General features: G+C 76.2%; 14 protein-coding genes. 9 read left to right on the plus strand and 5 right to left on the minus strand.

The window, feature by feature from the left end; all coding sequences use genetic code 11:
* The first annotated feature begins 39 nt into the window (after positions 1-39).
* Positions 40-3,240: an HtaA domain-containing protein gene (locus AC1UE5_RS08580; RefSeq protein WP_482922138.1), complete on the plus strand. Its 3,201-nt coding sequence runs from the start codon at positions 40-42 to the stop codon at positions 3,238-3,240.
* A gap of 20 nt (positions 3,241-3,260) precedes the next feature.
* Here AC1UE5_RS08580 and AC1UE5_RS08585 read toward each other — a convergent pair whose 3' ends face one another.
* From AC1UE5_RS08585 to AC1UE5_RS08595, 3 genes are read right to left on the minus strand one after another with little or no spacing between them, the layout of a single operon-like run.
* Entirely contained in the window at positions 3,261-3,902 is a 642-nt protein-coding gene (locus AC1UE5_RS08585; RefSeq protein WP_482922140.1) for a TetR/AcrR family transcriptional regulator, read from the minus strand.
* The gene (locus tag AC1UE5_RS08590) at positions 3,899-4,678 is read right to left on the minus strand and encodes an SDR family oxidoreductase (protein ID WP_482922447.1); all 780 of its coding nucleotides are present in this window, start codon (positions 4,676-4,678) and stop codon (positions 3,899-3,901) included. The genes AC1UE5_RS08585 and AC1UE5_RS08590 overlap by 4 nt, the downstream gene beginning before the upstream one ends.
* Complete coding sequence (locus AC1UE5_RS08595) at positions 4,561-5,232, minus strand: AAA family ATPase (RefSeq protein ID WP_482922142.1); 672 nt, start codon at positions 5,230-5,232, stop codon at positions 4,561-4,563. The genes AC1UE5_RS08590 and AC1UE5_RS08595 overlap by 118 nt, the downstream gene beginning before the upstream one ends.
* An 88-nt stretch (positions 5,233-5,320) precedes the next feature.
* Here AC1UE5_RS08595 and AC1UE5_RS08600 point away from each other — a divergent pair, with 88 nt between their 5' ends.
* From AC1UE5_RS08600 to AC1UE5_RS08615, 4 genes are all read left to right on the plus strand, one after another.
* Positions 5,321-5,992 (plus strand): hypothetical protein, encoded by a 672-nt coding sequence (locus AC1UE5_RS08600; protein ID WP_482922144.1) that lies wholly within the window; start codon positions 5,321-5,323, stop codon positions 5,990-5,992.
* 10 nt (positions 5,993-6,002) lie between these two features.
* Positions 6,003-7,256, plus strand: coding sequence for a PQQ-dependent sugar dehydrogenase (locus tag AC1UE5_RS08605; protein WP_482922146.1), 1,254 nt, complete (start codon positions 6,003-6,005; stop codon positions 7,254-7,256).
* Positions 7,253-8,032: an MBL fold metallo-hydrolase gene (locus tag AC1UE5_RS08610; protein ID WP_482922148.1), complete on the plus strand. Its 780-nt coding sequence runs from the start codon at positions 7,253-7,255 to the stop codon at positions 8,030-8,032. The genes AC1UE5_RS08605 and AC1UE5_RS08610 overlap by 4 nt, the downstream gene beginning before the upstream one ends.
* 97 nt (positions 8,033-8,129) lie before the next feature.
* Positions 8,130-9,329 (plus strand): hypothetical protein, encoded by a 1,200-nt coding sequence (locus tag AC1UE5_RS08615; RefSeq protein WP_482922150.1) that lies wholly within the window; start codon positions 8,130-8,132, stop codon positions 9,327-9,329.
* On the opposite strand, the gene AC1UE5_RS08620 is transcribed toward AC1UE5_RS08615, so the two are convergent.
* Positions 9,319-10,305 (minus strand): Glu/Leu/Phe/Val family dehydrogenase, encoded by a 987-nt coding sequence (locus AC1UE5_RS08620; protein WP_482922152.1) that lies wholly within the window; start codon positions 10,303-10,305, stop codon positions 9,319-9,321. The genes AC1UE5_RS08615 and AC1UE5_RS08620 overlap by 11 nt on opposite strands.
* 182 nt (positions 10,306-10,487) lie before the next feature.
* Positions 10,488-11,933 (minus strand): RNA polymerase sigma factor, encoded by a 1,446-nt coding sequence (locus AC1UE5_RS08625; RefSeq protein WP_482922154.1) that lies wholly within the window; start codon positions 11,931-11,933, stop codon positions 10,488-10,490.
* 179 nt (positions 11,934-12,112) lie between these two features.
* Here AC1UE5_RS08625 and AC1UE5_RS08630 point away from each other — a divergent pair, with 179 nt between their 5' ends.
* From AC1UE5_RS08630 to AC1UE5_RS08645, 4 genes are read left to right on the plus strand one after another with little or no spacing between them, the layout of a single operon-like run.
* Positions 12,113-12,793 (plus strand): response regulator transcription factor, encoded by a 681-nt coding sequence (locus AC1UE5_RS08630; RefSeq protein WP_482922155.1) that lies wholly within the window; start codon positions 12,113-12,115, stop codon positions 12,791-12,793.
* Positions 12,790-13,812, plus strand: a complete 1,023-nt coding sequence (locus AC1UE5_RS08635) for a sensor histidine kinase (protein ID WP_482922156.1) — start codon at positions 12,790-12,792, stop codon at positions 13,810-13,812. Before AC1UE5_RS08630 ends, AC1UE5_RS08635 begins: the two co-directional genes overlap by 4 nt.
* Entirely contained in the window at positions 13,809-15,128 is a 1,320-nt protein-coding gene (locus tag AC1UE5_RS08640; RefSeq protein ID WP_482922158.1) for a DUF4153 domain-containing protein, read from the plus strand. The genes AC1UE5_RS08635 and AC1UE5_RS08640 overlap by 4 nt, the downstream gene beginning before the upstream one ends.
* Positions 15,125-15,880, plus strand: coding sequence for an endonuclease/exonuclease/phosphatase family protein (locus AC1UE5_RS08645; protein WP_482922160.1), 756 nt, complete (start codon positions 15,125-15,127; stop codon positions 15,878-15,880). The genes AC1UE5_RS08640 and AC1UE5_RS08645 overlap by 4 nt, the downstream gene beginning before the upstream one ends.
* Positions 15,881-15,925: the final 45 nt, after the last annotated feature.

Raw genomic sequence — 15,925 nt, forward strand, 5'->3', positions numbered from 1 at the left:
CCGCAAGTGGGGCGGCGGTGTATTAGGGTCACCTAACTGATGGCGCTCCCCCGACCCGTGCTCCCCAGCGCCCTGGCCGCCCTGGCGCTGCTGCTCGCCGGCGGCCACGCCGCCCAGGCCGACGACCCGCCGGCCGCCCCCGTCGTGATCACCTCCGGTGCGCTCGACTGGGGCGTGAAGGCCTCGTTCCGCCGCTACGTCGGCGCGGCCGGCATCACGGTCGCCGGCGGCGTCACGCGCACCGACGACGCGACGTCCGAGCTCCCGGTGCCCGGCTTCAGCTGGCCGCTGGAGGCGGGCACGCACGACACCGCCACGAAGGCGACGACGCTGCAGTTCGCGGGAACGGTGCACTTCTCCGCCCACGGCGGCGCGCTCGACCTGACGATCGCGCGGCCGAAGGTCGTCATCACCGGCGGCGAGTCGACGCTGTACGCGACGGTGAGCAGCCGGTCGCTCGACACGGACGAGATCGTCGCGTACGGAGAGATCCCGGTCGGGGTGCTCGACCTCACCGGCACGACGCCGGTCGTCGACGCCGGCACCACCACGTGGCCCCCGCTCACGACGTCGTTGACGCCGGACGCCGCCCCGCCGTTCGCCGGCTTCTACCCCGTCGGCACCACGCTCGACCCGGTCGCGTTCGCCTACGACGGGCCCGGCGGCAAGCCCGTCCCGATCGCGGACACGTGGGATCTGCCGCACACGCTCGAGCACGAGCAGGCGGTCGCGAACGCGGCGCTGCGGGCCACCTCGATCCACCCCGACGCGGCCCGCGACGTCGTCCACGTCGTGCTCGCCGACGGCACGATCCGTGCGCTCGACCCCGACACGCTCGAGCCGAAGGGCGCCGCGGCGCCGGTCACCGCCGAGCAGCGCCTGACGACCCCCAGCGCCAGCGTCTACGACCGCGAGCGCGGCGCGCTCCTCGTGCAGAGCGGGCCGGCGGTCCACGAGCTGCGCTGGGACGCCGCGGCCGGCCGCTACGACGACACCGTGCTCCCGGGCGCGGGCGTCGACGGCGACATGGTCGCGCTCGCGTACAACGAGAAGCGCGACACGCTCGCGCACGTCGACGAGTCGGCCCTGACCGTGTGGCGGCGCGACGGCGGCGGCTGGACGCGCGAGGACCACCCCGGCCCCGGCCGCGCGCTCCTCCCCGATCTCGCGATCGACGACGACGGGACGCTCCTGCTCACCGACGCGACCGGCGCGCCACGGCAGGTCGACCTCAGCCGCGCGACCGCGACGTACACCGACCTGGCGGGCGACTTCGTCGATCCGGACGCCATCCAGCCCGGCGAGCTCGACGGGCCGTCGGAGGTGGAGATCGCCCCGGACGGGACCGCGCTCTTCGGCTGGTACCTCGGCCGCGTCCAGCGCGCGGTCAAGGGCGCGGACGGGCGCTACGCCGCGTCCGGATCCGCGGTGACGCACCGCACCGGCAACGTCCTGCGCGGCACGAGCGACCCCGCCGACGGGACGTTCCTGCTCGCCGCCCACGGCGGCGACGCGATCCTCCAGTACGCCGACGGGAGGCTATCCGGCCAGACCCGCGTCGCAGCGTTCGGGCTCGGCACGACGACCCGGCCACTCGCCATCGGCGCCGACCGCGACCACAGCGTCTACGCGCAGTCGAACACGGACGGGCTCTTGAAGCTCACCCGCGTCGGCTTCTCGCCGACGATCACCGATCAGCCGCGGGACGCGGCCGTGACGCTTGGCGTGGGCGAGACGGAGAAGCCCGCGACCTTCACCGCCGCCGCGACCGGCACGCCCGCGCCCGCGGTCCGCTGGCAGACCCGGGCGGGCGACGCCGGCGCCTGGCACGACGTCGACGGCGCGACGGACACGACGCTCACGCTCCCCGCCACCGTCACTGACGACGGCCTGCAGGTCCGCGCCGTCTTCTCCAGCGTGGCCGGGAGGATCGCCACCGAGGCGGCCGGCCTGCGCGTGCAGGCCGCGCCCGGCGTCGCCGCGCAACCCGACCCGCTGACCGTCACGGCCGGCGACGACGCGGTCTTCAAGGTCATGCCGACCGGCAACCCGTACCCCGCCATCCAGTGGGAGCGCCGGGACGCGGGCGGCGCGTGGACCGCCATCGACGGCGCCGACGAGGGCTTCCTCACGCTGCAGGACGTCACCGAGGCGATGTCGGGCACCGAGGTGCGCGCCCGCCTGGCCAACACGCTCGGCACCGTCCACACGCGCGCCGTGACCCTGACCGTGCAGCGCCGCGCCACGGGCCCGGTGACCGTGACCGGCGGCTTCCTGGACTGGGGCGTGAAGGCCTCGTTCCGGCGGTACATCGTCAGCCCCGTCGCGCACGGCGACTTCACCACCGGCGGCGGCGCCACCGAGAACGCCGACGGCACGATCCGCTTCCCGGTCACCGGCGGCCGGTACGACGCGGACACCGGCGAGCTGCGGGTCGACCTCGCGGGCGACGTGCTGTTCACCGGCCACCAGGACGCGTTCGGCCCGGGCACCGGGCCGGCGCTGATCGTGCGGGTGGCCGACCCGCAGGTCGCGGTCGACGCGGCGGGACGGGCGACGCTCCACGCGGACGTGTCGAGCCGGCCGAACGTCCCCGGCGCGAGCGTCGTCGACTACCCGGACGTCGCGCTCGCCGAGCTCGACATGCGCGGGAAGCCGGTCACCGCCGGCGACACCACCACGTGGGCGTCGATCCCCGCCACGCTGACCGCCGCCGGCGCGCCCGCGTTCGCCGGCTTCTACGCCGAGGGCACCGAGCTCGACCCGCTCACGCTCACGATCGGCGGCGCGGTGCTCCCGATCCCGCCGCCTGGCGGCGGCACGCCCGAGACGCCCGCGCCCGCGCCGGTCGGCCCCGCGCCGGCACCGCTCGCCACCCTGCCCTCCCGCACGACTGCGCCTGCCGCCCGCGTGGCGCCGCGGCTCACCACGCCGGCGCGGCTGCTGCGGGTCGGGCGGACGCGGACGGTGACGGTCGCGCGGGTCGCATGCCCGGCCGGCCCGTGCCGCATCACGGCGCCGCGCAAGGTCCGCGTGCGGATCGGCGGGCGCACGTACACGCTCGCCGTGCTGGCCCCGAAGACGGTGGCGAGCGGCCGCACCGCGGCGGTCCGCGTCCGGCTGACCCAGGCGGCCTACCAGCGCCTGCGCGGCCGCCGCGTCACCGTGAGCGTCCGCATCGTCGCGACGGCGGGCTCCGAGCGGACGGTGAAGGTCGTGCGGCCGGCGCTGCGCCGGTAGCCGCGGGCCCCCCGAGTGGTTCAGCCGCGCAGGAGGTGCAGCAGCACCTCCAGCACCTGCGCGCGGCGGCGGGCGAGGAAGGCCTCGTCCGCCACCACCCCGAGGTTCGCCAGGAACGTCGCGCGGTGCGCGAGCGGGAAGTACGAGAGCGAGACCCAGCAGACCAGCGCGTCCTCGAGGTCGAACGCCCGCAGGCCCCGCGCGCGGTGGTGCTTGCGCAGCGCGAGCAGCGCCTCCTCCAGCGCCGTGGACGCGTGCGGCGTCGCGCGCAGCCGCCGCGCCCCGTCGACCGCCTCGCGCTCCACCAGCGCGACGAACGTCGGCCGCGTCGCGAGGAAGTCCAGGTAGCCGTCGACCGCGCCCGCGAGGACCGACTCGAGCGTGCCGGGCGCGCCGTCGCGGGCCCACGCGATCACCGGCTCCACCGCCGGGCGCAGCGCCGCCTCGCGCGCGGCGAACACCCGCGCGATGACCGCGGCGTACAGCTCCTCCTTCGAGCCGAAGAAGTAGCCGGGCGCGCCGCGCGAGAGCCCGGCCTGCGCGCCGACCGCCGCGAGCGACGTCCCGTCGAACCCGCGCGCGGCGAACAGCGCCTCGGCCGCCGCGAGGAGCGCCTCGCGCGAGCGGGCGGCGTCGCGCGTCGTGGTCGCCGCCGGGCTCACGCCCCCGCGAGCAGCGCCGCCTGCAGGCGCCGCATGCCCCGCAGCCAGCGGTCGTAGTCCGTGCCCTTGTGGCGGAAGAAGTCGAGCACCTCGGGGTGCGGGAGGATCAGGAAGAGCTCGGAGCGCATCACCTCGACCACGAGGTCCGCGACCTGCTCGGGCTCCAGCACCGCGCCCGAGCTGCGGACCGCCTCGGACGCGACCTTGCCGATGCCGCCGACCTGGTCGCCCTCGTTGAGCAGCGGCGTGTTGACGCCCATCGGGCACAGGCAGCTCACACGCACGCCCTGGTCGCCGTAGGTCACGCTCAGCCACTCGGAGAACGCGACCGCCGCGTGCTTGGAGACCGCGTACTGGGCGCTCCCGATCTGGGTCAGCAGCCCGGCCGCGCTCGCGGTGGAGAGGAAGTAGCCCGAGCCACGCTCCACCCACCCGGGCACCAGCCGCTGCGCCGCGTGGACGTGGGCCATCGTGTTGACGGCGAGCGTCTGCTCCCAGCCGCCCTCCATCCCGGTGCCGCCGGTGATGCCGGCGTTCGCGCAGAACACGTCGACCGGGCCGAACCGCTCCTCGGCGGCGTCGATCAGCGTGTCGTTGGCCGCCTTCGACCCGACGTCGCACGCGACGCCGAGCGCCTGGCCGGAGCCGATCTCGCCCGCTACGCGCTCGGCGGCCGCCCCGTCGAGGTCGGCGACGACCACGCCGGCTGCGCCCTCCTCGGCGAACCTGAGCGCCATCGCCCGGCCGATGCCAGACGCGCCGCCGGTGACCACCACGACCTTCTCCGCGAGCTCCATGCCGCAGATGATGCCGGGACGGCCAGCGTCTCCACCGAGCGGGCCTGCGCGCGGGTGAGCATCCGCACCGACGCGAAGCCCTCGTCGGCCGCTCGCGCGCGGGTCTCGGCCCACCGCGTGGCGTGCCGCTCGAGCGACGCGAGGCGGATCGTGCGGCGGCGCGCGAGCTGGCCCGCTCGCGCCTCCCCGACGCTCGCCTCGACGCCGAGGAGGTGGAGCGGCCGGCCAGCCGCAGCGGCTCGCCGGAGGAACGCGCGCCGCACCCAGGGACGGGTCCCGGGCTCGACGACCACGACGGCGCGCGGGCGCCCGAGCAGGTACCACGCCCGCGCCAGGTGGAACGCGTGGAGCGCCGGGCGCCACAGGGGATACGGAAGCGGCAGCACCCGAGCCCAACGCGCGCGCAGGGGGTCGGTGTCCAGGACCCGCACGCCGTCGTCGTCGCCCGCCGCACGCGCGACGAGCGTGCTCTTCCCGGCCCCGGGCACACCGGCGACGAGGAGCGCGGAGCCTGGGGGGTAGCGGAGGAGCACACGACCACTCTGACGCCCGCACCTCAAGCCGGCATGAGGTCGACGTCAAGCGGACTTCAAGTCGCCGGCCGCCTGCCACACTGGCCTCATGTCGCGGGTGCTGCTCCTCGCCACGGTCGCCGCTCTGGCGGTCGGCCTCGTGGTCGTGGCCGCGGGATCGGCGGGCGACGCGCCCGACGTCCGCACCGAGCGGGCTGCCGACGACGAGCAGGAGGAGCGCTCGGCGCCCGCCACGCCGACCGACGGGCCGTTCGCGCTCGCGGCAACGCGGCCCGAGTCGCCGAGCCAGCGCGACGTCCCGCGGACGTACGACCGGCCGCGCGCGACCCACGAGGGCGGCGGCGTGCAGCTCCGCCAGCGGATGCGCGAGGACACGCGCCGCGCCCGCTTCCGCGCGTACTTCCTCGACGACCTCGCCGAGCGCCTCGGCGTGACGAACGTCGAGATCCGGCGTGGCATCCGGCGCGCGTACGGCTCGCTGCGCGACGATCCCGCGCAGATCGACCCGCGGACCGCGACCGGCAAGGAGCTCGCGACGCTCCAGACCCGCTTCGCGTCGCGGCTCGGGATGGAGCTGAAGGTCGAGCCGCCCGCGATCCTCGCGGCGGTGCGGGCCGAGCTCATCGACGGGCTCCGCCACCTCGTGGAGCGCCGCGTGATCACCAAGACGGCGCGCGCCCGCGCCGTCGACTGCTTCGACGACCCGGCCGCGTGCGACGTGGATCTGCTGCGCGCGAGCCTCCCCAACGGCCTCTTCTGAAGGACGGTAGATGCTCGCTCGCTCGCTCCTGCTCACCTGCACGCTCGCGGTGAGCGCCACCGGCTGCGGCTCCGACGACGACGGCGGCGGGGAGCGCGCGACGACGCCGGGAACCACGACCCCCGCGCAGACCACGCCGGCGCGGACCGAGAGCGAGACGACGGCGACGCAGGCGCAGAGCCCGAGCGGCCCCGTGCGCCTGGCCCGCGTCGCGTCGGTCGACCAGCCGACGGCGCTCACCGCCCCGCCCGGCGACACGCGCCGCGTGTTCGTCACCGAGCAGCCCGGCCGCATCCGCGTCATCCGCGGCGGGCGGCTCGTGGCCCGGCCGTTCCTCGACATCCGCGGCCGCATCCAGGCCGGCGGCGAGCAGGGGCTGCTGGGGCTCGCGTTCGCGCCCGACTACGCGACGTCGCGCCGCTTCTACGTCAACTACACCGACCGCGCCGGCGACACGCGCATCGTCGAGTTCCGCACGCGCCGCTCGAACCTCGAGGTCGCGGACCCGGCGAGCGCGCGGCTCGTGCTGAAGGCGCCGGGGCTGGAGGCCAACCACAACGGCGGGCAGCTCGCGTTCGGGCCCGATCGCCTGCTGTACATCGGCACCGGCGACGGCGGGGGCGGCGGCGACCCGCACGGGGAGCGGGGGAACGGGCAGAGCCTCGGCTCGCTGCTCGGCAAGATCCTGCGCATCGACCCGCGGCGCAGCGGCGGGCGTGCGTACCGCGTGCCGACCTCGAACCCGTTCGTGGGCCGCGGCGGCGCGCGGGCGGAGATCTACAGCTACGGCCTGCGCAACCCGTGGCGGTTCTCGTTCGACCGCTCCACCGGCGACCTGACGATCGCGGACGTCGGGCAGGACGCGGTGGAGGAGGTCAACTTCGTCGCCAAGGACCGGGGCAGCGGCGCGAACTTCGGCTGGCGGCCGTTCGAGGGGACGCAGCGCCTCTACCCCGACGAGGACGCGCCCGGCCACGTCCCGCCGGTGGTGGAGAAGTCGCACGACGACGGGTGGTGCTCGATCACCGGCGGCTACGTCGTGCGCGCGCCCGATCTGCCGGCGCTGCGCGGCCAGTACGTCTACGCGGACTTCTGCCTGGGCCGCATCCGCGCGGCGCGGCTGACCGCGTCGGGGGCGGAGAACGACCGCCAGCTCGATCTCCCGCAGGTGGGGAGCATCTCGACGTTCGGCGAGGACGGGCGCGGGCGCGTGTACGCGGTGTCGCTGGAGGGGGACATCCACCGCCTGACCCAGCAGCGATGAGCGCGGCCGCGCTCGAGGCGCACGACGTCGCGCTGCTGCGGGCCGGCAACCCCGGACCCTTCACGCTGACCGGGACGAACACGTGGGTCGTCGGGCGCGAGCCGTGCTGGGTCATCGACCCCGGCCCCGCGCTCGACGCGCACCGGTCGGCGGTGCTGGCTGAGGTGGACGCGCGGGGCGGCGCGGGCGGCATCCTGCTCACGCACGACCACCACGACCACGCGGACGGCGTCCCGGCGGTGCGCGCGGCGACGGGCGCGCCGGTGGCGGCGGCGCACGGCGACGTGGACGTGACGCTCGCCGACGGCGACACGTTCGGCCCGCTGACCGTGCTCGCGACGCCGGGCCACGCGCCCGACCACCTCGCGTTCCTCGGCGCGGGCGTCGCGTTCACCGGCGACACGGTGCTGGGCGAGGGGAGCGTCTTCGTGCTCGGCCAGCTCGCGGACTACCTCGCCGCGCTGACCCGCCTGCGCGACGCCCGGCCGGCGCTGCTCCTGTGCGGCCACGGGCCCGTGGTGACCGATCCGGCGGCGCACATCGACGGCTACATCGCGCACCGGCTGGAGCGCGAGCGGGCGCTGGTGGCGGCGCTCGACGACGGCCTGCGGGGCGTGGACGAGCTGCTCGACCGCGTGTGGGCCGACGCGCCGGCCGCGCTGCGGCTGGCCGCGGCGGTGACGCTCGACGCGCACCTCGGGAAGCTGGCGGGCGAGGGGCGGCTCCCCGAGGGCGTGGAGCGCGTGACGCTGCCCGAGGGCCTGCGCGCCCCCTGACCCCCCGACCCGTTCGGGGTGGCTCGGCGGGCGCTCGGGGCGAAGTCGCGGGGGTGTCCCTGATGTGGGATCGCCGGGTGTGGCGCAGGGTGGTCGCATGCCCCGGCTCCACCTCCTCCCGCCCGCGCTGCTCGCCGCTCTCGCGCTGAGCGCCGGCACCGCCACCGCCGCCACGCACACCTACGACGTGACGATCGACGCCGACGTCGCGTACGACCACGTCAAGCACGCCGAGTCGCACAGCGGCTCGCGCGACAACAGCCTGGACCAGACCTGGCACCTGGCCGGCAAGCTCCGCGGCACGCTGCCGCTCGTGCGCTTCGTGGACGGGCGCGTCGAGGAGTCGGGCAACGGCATCGTCGAGGAGCGGATCGCGGGCCGCTACCGGTCGGTCGAGGAGGACACGTGGACCGGCACGACGCGGCTGGAGTGCCTGGCCGACGGCCAGCCGAACGCGTGGGGCCGCGCGAGCATCGCCCCGGCCGGCTTCGCGGACTCGTCGCACGTCGCGGTGCGCGTGACCGACCTGCTCGACGTGACGGGCACGTGCGACGACGGCCGCAGCCCCGGCGCCACCATCGCCAAGCTCGACGGCGACGTCGACGACCCCACCGGTGGGCCGTTCGACGCCGTCTTCGACCTGCCCGCGAGCGCGCTCGGGCCGCAGCTGATCGCGCAGTTCGTCTCCGGTGGGGCGCAGGGCGAGCACTGCCCGGGCTTCGACCCCGGCACGACCGTCTCGTGCACGCTGACCTGGACGGCCACGGTGAGCTTCGTGCGCAGCGACGTCGCCGACCACGTCGACCCGATCACCCAGCCGGCGCCGCCCGCCGCCGGGACGAACGACACGCTCGCCCAGAACGCCGCCGAGGTCATCGCGCGGGAGCTCGAGCGGCGCCGCCGGCAGGAGCGCGCCGACCAGGCCAAGGTCGACGCGGCGAGCAAGGCGATCCGCGACTACCTCGACACCGAGCGCATCGCCGACACGATCCGCAGGGTGCTCGGAGGCGGGGGCGCGCCGTCCGCGAAGGTCGAGCTGTCGTGCCCCGGCGCCTGCACCGGCACCGTCACCGCGAAGGCCGGCAGGACGACCCTCTCGCGCGGCACGTTCCGCCCCGTCGGCAAGGCGAGCGCGGCCCGCAAGAAGGGCTCCTACCGCGTCGCCGCCAAGCTGCGGTTCGACCGCGCCGACCGCAGGCGGGCCCGACGGGCGGGCAAGGTCACGCTCACCTACGCGATCAGCGTCGGCGGCGGGAAGGTCGTGCCTCAGGCGACGACGGTGACGGTCAGGCGCTGAGGTTGCGCTCGGCGATCGCCATGGCGGCGGCCAGCGGGTCGCCGCCGGCGTCGAAGATCTGCCGCACGGTGTCGCCGATGCCGCGCACGCGCTGCTCGGCGACCCGCTCGTCGTAGCCGCCGGGCTCGAGCTCGACCGCGATGTTGATGATGCCGCCGGCGTTGGCGACGAAGTCCGGGACCCAGAGGACGCCACGCTCGGCGAGCATCGCCGCGTGCCGGTCGTCGGCGAGCTGGTTGTTCGCCGCGCCCGCCACGACCGGCGCCTGGAGCGCGGGGATCGTCTCGTCGTCGAGCACCGCGCCGAGCGCGCAGGGCGCGTAGACGTCGACCGGCGCGACCGCGGCGTCCGCGGGCGGCAGCCAGCGGGCGCCGAGCGCCTCGGCGGCGGCGCGCTTGCCCTCGTCGATGTCGGCGGCGACCACGCGCGCGCCCGCGGCGGCGAGCTGCTGCGCGACGCGCAGACCGACGCTCCCGAGCCCGACGACCGCGACGCTGCGGCCCGCCATGTCGGCCGTGCCGAACCGGCGCTCGCACGCGACCTCGATCGCGGTGACGACGCCGAGCGCCGTCCACGGGCTGGGGTCCCCGGAGCCGCCGTGCTCGCGCGCGCGGCCGCTCACGTGCGCGGTCTGCTCGGCGATGACGTCCATGTCGGCGGTCGACGTCCCGACGTCCTCGGCGGTCACGTACGCGCCGGCGAGCCGCTCCACCGCGTCGCCGAAGTCGCGCAGCACGTCCTCGCGGCTCGCGACGGCCTGGCCGGGGCGGAGCATGATCACGCCCTTCCCGCCGCCGAGGGGGAGCCCCGCGACGGCGGACTTGTAGGTCATGCCCCGTGACAGGCGCATCGCGTCGCGGATCGCGGCGCGCGCGTCGTCGTACGTCCACATCCGGCACCCGCCGAGCGCGGGGCCGCGCACGGTCGAGTGGACGGCGACGATGCAGTAGACGCCGGAGCGGCGCCCGCGGTGCACGAGGAGATCCTCGTGCTCGAGGGTGGCGAGGTAGCGGTCGATCCCGGGAAGGTACCCGCGCAGCGCGCCGCGGACGTGCTGGCGCGCCGGCGGTCGGTCGCCAGGAGCCGGGCGGCGGCGTGGCGGGGTACTAGCCCGAGCGCTAGCGAGATCTAGCAAGCCGCGGCCGTCTGGGCCGTGGCTTACTGCGACGCCGCCTGCGCGGACGGCCCGGGGTTGGCGCCGGTCTGGCCCGACGTGCCCGTGGCGGGCTGGCTCGTCGCCGGGGCCTGCGCGACGGCCTGGCCGTCCGGCGACGCGGCCGGTGTGCTCGCCGGGGCGGTCGTGCCGGTGGCGGCGCCCGCGGGCTCCTGCTGGGCCGGGGTCGCGGCGGCCGGCTCCGAGGGCGCCATCGCGCCGCCGGTCGTCGGGTCACCGGCCGGGGCCGGGGTGAGCGACGGCGCCTCGGCCTCGCGCACGTGCGGCGAGATCGGCTCCTCGTTGACCGGGATGGCGACCTTCGCGATCGTGCGCGCCTTCGCCTTCTTGGTCTTGACGGCCTTCGACGTGACCGCGGCAGCCGCGATGCGGTTGGGCGCCGTGGCGCGCGGCCCGGAGGCGCTCGCGGCTGCGGCGGCGGCCGCGACGGCGCGCGCGGGCGACCGGTCCTCACCGGCGGCCCGCTTGGACGACTCCTGCTTCTCGGCCTGGGCGGTGCCCGTGCTCTGCGGCGCGTGGCGCTTGATCTCCACCGCGCCGCCGCCGACGACCGCCGCGCAGCACACGACCGCCGCGACCTTCGCGGTCGTGCCGGCGACCACGCCGCCGCCGACCGCGGCCGCGCCGCCCGCCGCCGCGCTGCCGCCCGCGGCCGCACCGCCGGCGCCGCCGCCGATGCCGAGCAGCTTCGCGAAGAGGCCGAGCAGCGGGTGCCCGGGCGGGGTGAGCGAGGCGAGGCCGTTGGAGACCGTCCGCAGCTCCTTGCGGTACGCCCGGCAGCTCGAGCACTCGCGCATGTGCTTGCGCGCCTTCGCGCTCGCGCGGACGCCCTTGCCGAACGACAGCGCGAGGTCGTCGCGGATGTCCGAGCACGCGGTGTTGCGCGCCTCGGCCGCCTCGACGAGCCCGATCCGGGCGCGGACCAGCAGGGACTTGACGGCCGGTACGGAGGTGTCGAGCGCCTGCGCGAGATCCGCGTAGGAGAGCCCCTCCATCTCGCGCATCAGGAGCGCGGAGCGCTGCTGCTCGGGGAGCCGCTGCACGTCCTCGACCAGGCGGCGCAGGTCCTCCCGGCGCTCGGCCTGCTCGAGCGGGTCGGGCAGCGGCGTGCGCGACATCTCGAAGACCTCGCTGGCCGCCGGCGTCGGGCGGCGGATCTGGTCGATGCAGCGGTTGTGCGCGACGCGGTACAGCCAGGCCTTGAGGATGATCGGGCGCTCGTCCTGGCGCAGCGCGGTGTGCGCGCGCAGGAAGACGTCCTGGAGCGCGTCCTCCGCGTCGGTGCGCGAGCCGCCCAGCATCTGGCGCGTGTAGGCGAACAGGCGCGCGCGGTACCGGTCGTGGATCACGCGGAACGCGTCGTCGCTGCCCGCACGGAACAGCGCCACGAGCTGCTCGTCCGACCGCAGCCGCAGGAGCGGCGACGGCAAGCTGCGGCGCGTCAGTCCTGCTGGGGCTCTGAGTGCGGAGGCTTCCACGGTGTCTCCCTCGAGGTACGGAGCGTGTCCACCTTAACCGTCCTGGCGGTGGGAAGGTTCCGTAGTTTTCTTCACCGGATGCCCACAATCCTCGCACGAAGCGCACTTGACCGGGATCTAGTGTCGCGCCAATGACACCGCGGACCATCGCCGTCATCGAGGACGAGCAGGCCATCGCGGACGCCATCGCGGCCCGCCTGCGCGCCGAAGGACACACCGTCGAGACCGCCGGGGACGGGCCTTCCGGCGTCGCCCTGTGCCATCGCATCAAGCCGCATCTGGTGGTCCTCGACGTGATGCTGCCGGGCTTCGACGGGCTCGAGGTGTGCCGGCGTCTGCACGCGGACCTCGACCCCGTTCCCATGGTCCTCATGCTGACCGCGCGGGACGGTGAGGCGGACGAGCTCGTCGGCCTCGACGCCGGTGCCGACGACTACGTGACCAAGCCGTTCTCCACCCGCGTGCTCGTCGCGCGCGTGACCGCGCTGCTGCGCCGGGCGGACCGCTGGGCGGAGGAGTCGGCCGAGGCGCCGATCGACGCGGGCGACCTCGTCATCGACGTCGCGGGCCGCCGCGTCCACGTGGAGGGCGAGGAGGTGCGGCTGACGCCGACGGAGTTCGACCTGCTCCTCCACCTCGCCCGCCGGCCCGGCGTCGTCTTCTCGCGCGAGCGCCTCCTGACCGAGGTCTGGGGCTACGCCGACGGCTCGGGCGCGCGCACGGTCGACACCCACGTGGCCGGCCTGCGGCGCAAGATCGGCGCACGCTGGGTCCGGACCGCCCACGGCGTCGGCTACGCGTTCGAGTCGTGATCTCGCGCCCGCTCGACCCGCTCTCCTCGATCAAGCTCAAGCTCGGCGTCGTGATCGTCGTCGGGGTGGCGGTGAGCGACGTGGCGGGGCTGACGGCGGTGCGCAACGGCATCCCGGTCGTGCCGGCGGCGCTGCTCGCCGCGGCGCTGGCGCTCGCGCTCGTGCAGGTGCTCGCGCGCGGGCTGACGGCGCCGCTGCGGGAGATGGTCGCCGCCAGCCGGCGGATGCGTCGCGGCGACTTCACCGTGCGGGTGAGCGACGAGCGGCACGACGAGATCGGGGAGCTCGCGCGTGCGTTCAACGCGATGGCGCGCGAGCTTGCGGAGGTCGACCGGCAGCGGCGCGACCTGGTGGCCAACGTGTCGCACGAGCTGCGCACGCCGATCACCGCGCTGCGGGCGAAGCTGGAGAACGTCGCCGACGGCGTCGAGCAGGCCGACCCGGAGACGGTCGAGACGATGCTCGCGCAGACGGCGCGGCTCGGGCGGCTGGTGGAGCAGCTCCTCGACCTGTCGCGGCTGGAGGCGCAGGCCGAGCCGTTCGACCGCCGCCCGTTCGCGGTCGCCGACGTCCTGGAGGACGTCGCGCGCGAGGCGCGGCTGCACGCGGCCGACGGGGTCGAGCTGCGCGTGGAGGCCGACCCCGAGCTGCGCGCCAGCGGCGACCCGGACCGCATCCACCAGGTGATCGCGAACCTCGTCGAGAACGCGGTGCGCGTCTCGCCGGTGCCCGGCGTCGTCGCGCTTCGCGCGCGGGCGCGCGGGAGGTGGACGGTGATGGAGGTCGAGGACGGCGGCCCGGGCATCCCGCCCGCCGAGGCCGAGCGCGTCTTCGAGCGCTTCTACCGGCCCGACGCGGCGCGCTCCGGCGTGGCCGGCGGCGCGGGCCTGGGGCTCTCGATCGCGCGGTGGATCGTCGACCTGCACGGCGGGCGCATCCACGTCGAGCAGGCCGAGCCCCACGGGGCGCGGATGGTGGTGGAGCTGCCCGCAGGGCAGCCGGACAAGGGGGCACGATGAGACGGCATCCGGTGACGTTCCTGGCCGCGGCGGTGGCGGCGGGCCTGCTCGCGGCGGCGGCGCTGCCCGGCGAGCGGCTCGGGCTCGGGGTCCTGCTGGTCTTCGCCGCGCTCGCGGGCTGCGGCGCGCTGGCGGTGCGGTCGGCGGACCGGTGGCGGATCGCGTGCGCGACGCTCGCGCTCCTGCTCGCGTCGTCGGCGGTGCTGCGCGACGCGACGTGGGTCGTGCTGCCGGCGCTCGGCGGCGCGCTCGTGCTGGGGGCGCTGGCGATGGCCGGCGGGCGCTCGTGGCGGCAGCTGGCCGTCGGCGCGACGAGCCTCGCCGCGCGGACGCCGGTCGGCGGGGCGGTGCTCCTGCGCGCGGCGCGCACGGCGGTGCCCGAGCGGGCGACCGCGCAGGTGGCCCCGGTGGCCCGCGGGGCGGCGCTCGCCGTGGGCCTGTTGACGGTCTTCGGGCTGCTGTTCGCGTCGGCGGACGAGGCGTTCGCCGATCTGGCCGGCGAGGCGCTGCCGACCGGCTGGGACGTCGATCGGCTCCCGGGTCGCGCGATCGCCTTCGCGGGCGTCGTGTCGCTGGCGGGCGGCCTGGCGCTGACGCGCGAGGCCGGCGCGGCGGCGGCGCCGGGCGGCCCGGCGCGGCTGCGACTCGGGGCGACCGAGTGGCTGCTGGGGCTGGGCGCCCTCGTGACGCTGTTCGCGACGTTCGTCGGCGTACAGCTCAGCGTGCTCTTCGGCGCCGACGACCACGTGTGGCGGACCGACGGGCTCACGTACGCGGACTACGCGCACGAGGGGTTCGCGCAGCTGCTCGTCGTCGCCGCGCTGACGCTGGCGGTGGTGGGGAGCGCGCTGCGCTTCGGCCCCGGCGGCGCCCGGACGGCGCTGCGGGCGCTGCTGGCGGTGCTCGTCGTGCTGACGTTCGTGGTGCTGGCGAGCGCGCTCCACCGGCTCGACCTCTACCTCGACGCCTACGGCTGGACGCGGCTGCGCGTCGCCGCCGGGTGGGCGCTGGTGCTCGTCGGCGCGCTGCTCGCCGTGGCGCTGGCCGGCGTGGCGACGAACCGGCTGCGGTGGGTGCCGCGCGCGTTCGTCCTGACCGTCGCCGGCGGCCTGCTGGTGCTCGTCGCGGCGGACCCGGACCGGCGGATCGCGGAGCGCAACCTCGATCGGGCGGCGCGGGGCGCGCAGGTCGACGCGTCCTACCTGCGCTCGCTGTCGGCGGACGCCGTGCCCGCGCTCCCCGCCCGCCTGGCGCCGCCCGCGCCCGGACCGGACGGCTGGGGCGGGTGGAACCTGGCACGCTCCCGGGCGCGGTGAGGCTCCTCACGTGGAACGTCGCGAACCGGATCAAGCGCCAGCCTGAGCAGGCGGCGGCCGTCCTCTCCGCCGGCGCGGACGTCGTCTGCCTGCAGGAGGTGACGGTCAACTCGCTGCCGCTGTGGCGGGCGGCGCTGGCGGACGCGGGTTTCGCGCACACGGTCACGCCGCTCGACACGTTCACACCCCCTAAGCCGCGCAGGCTCGGGACGTTCATCGCCGCCCGGGCGCCGCTCGAGCCGCTGCCGATCGAGGCCGAGCTGCCCTGGGAGGAGCGCGCCGTGGCGGCGGTCGTGGGCGGGGTGGAGGTCGTGTGCACGCACTCGCCGATCTCCCCGTCGCCCGGCCTGGCCAAGGTGCTCCACCACGAGGCGCTGTACGCATGGCTGCGGGAGCGGCCCGGCCCGATCGTCGTCGCGGGGGACCTGAACACGCCCCGCCGCGACCTGCCGGACGGCACCGTGCTGACGTTCGCCCACGAGTCGAACGGGACCTTGCGCCCCGAGCGCGGGGAGCGGTGGCACGCGGCGGAGGCGGCGCTCGTCCACACGCTGCGCGCCGAGCACGGCTGGCGGGACCCGTACCTCGACGCGCCCGAGCGCACGTGGACCTTCGCGCGCAACCGCGGCGGGTGGCGGCTCGACCACGTCCTCGTGCGCGGCCTCGACGTCACCGCACGCGCGTACGTGCACGAGTGGCGGCTGGAGGGCCTCTCGGACCACTCCGCGCTCGTCGTCGACCTAGCGGCGTAGTTCCCCGCATCGTCACATCGCCGTGACGCCGGGGCAACATCTGCC

The organism is Parviterribacter multiflagellatus, from assembly GCF_056863265.1.

Excerpts from the sequence above, each read along its gene's own strand:
- AC1UE5_RS08605 (WP_482922146.1), top strand. The coding sequence starts at position 6,003 with ATGCTCGCTCGCTCGCTCCTGCTCACCTGCACGCTCGCGGTGAGCGCC.
- AC1UE5_RS08640 (WP_482922158.1), top strand. The coding sequence starts at position 13,809 with ATGAGACGGCATCCGGTGACGTTCCTGGCCGCGGCGGTGGCGGCGGGC.
- AC1UE5_RS08580 (WP_482922138.1), top strand. The coding sequence starts at position 40 with ATGGCGCTCCCCCGACCCGTGCTCCCCAGCGCCCTGGCCGCCCTGGCG.
- AC1UE5_RS08615 (WP_482922150.1), top strand. The coding sequence starts at position 8,130 with ATGCCCCGGCTCCACCTCCTCCCGCCCGCGCTGCTCGCCGCTCTCGCG.
- AC1UE5_RS08600 (WP_482922144.1), top strand. The coding sequence starts at position 5,321 with ATGTCGCGGGTGCTGCTCCTCGCCACGGTCGCCGCTCTGGCGGTCGGC.
- AC1UE5_RS08630 (WP_482922155.1), top strand. The coding sequence starts at position 12,113 with ATGACACCGCGGACCATCGCCGTCATCGAGGACGAGCAGGCCATCGCG.
- AC1UE5_RS08610 (WP_482922148.1), top strand. The coding sequence starts at position 7,253 with ATGAGCGCGGCCGCGCTCGAGGCGCACGACGTCGCGCTGCTGCGGGCC.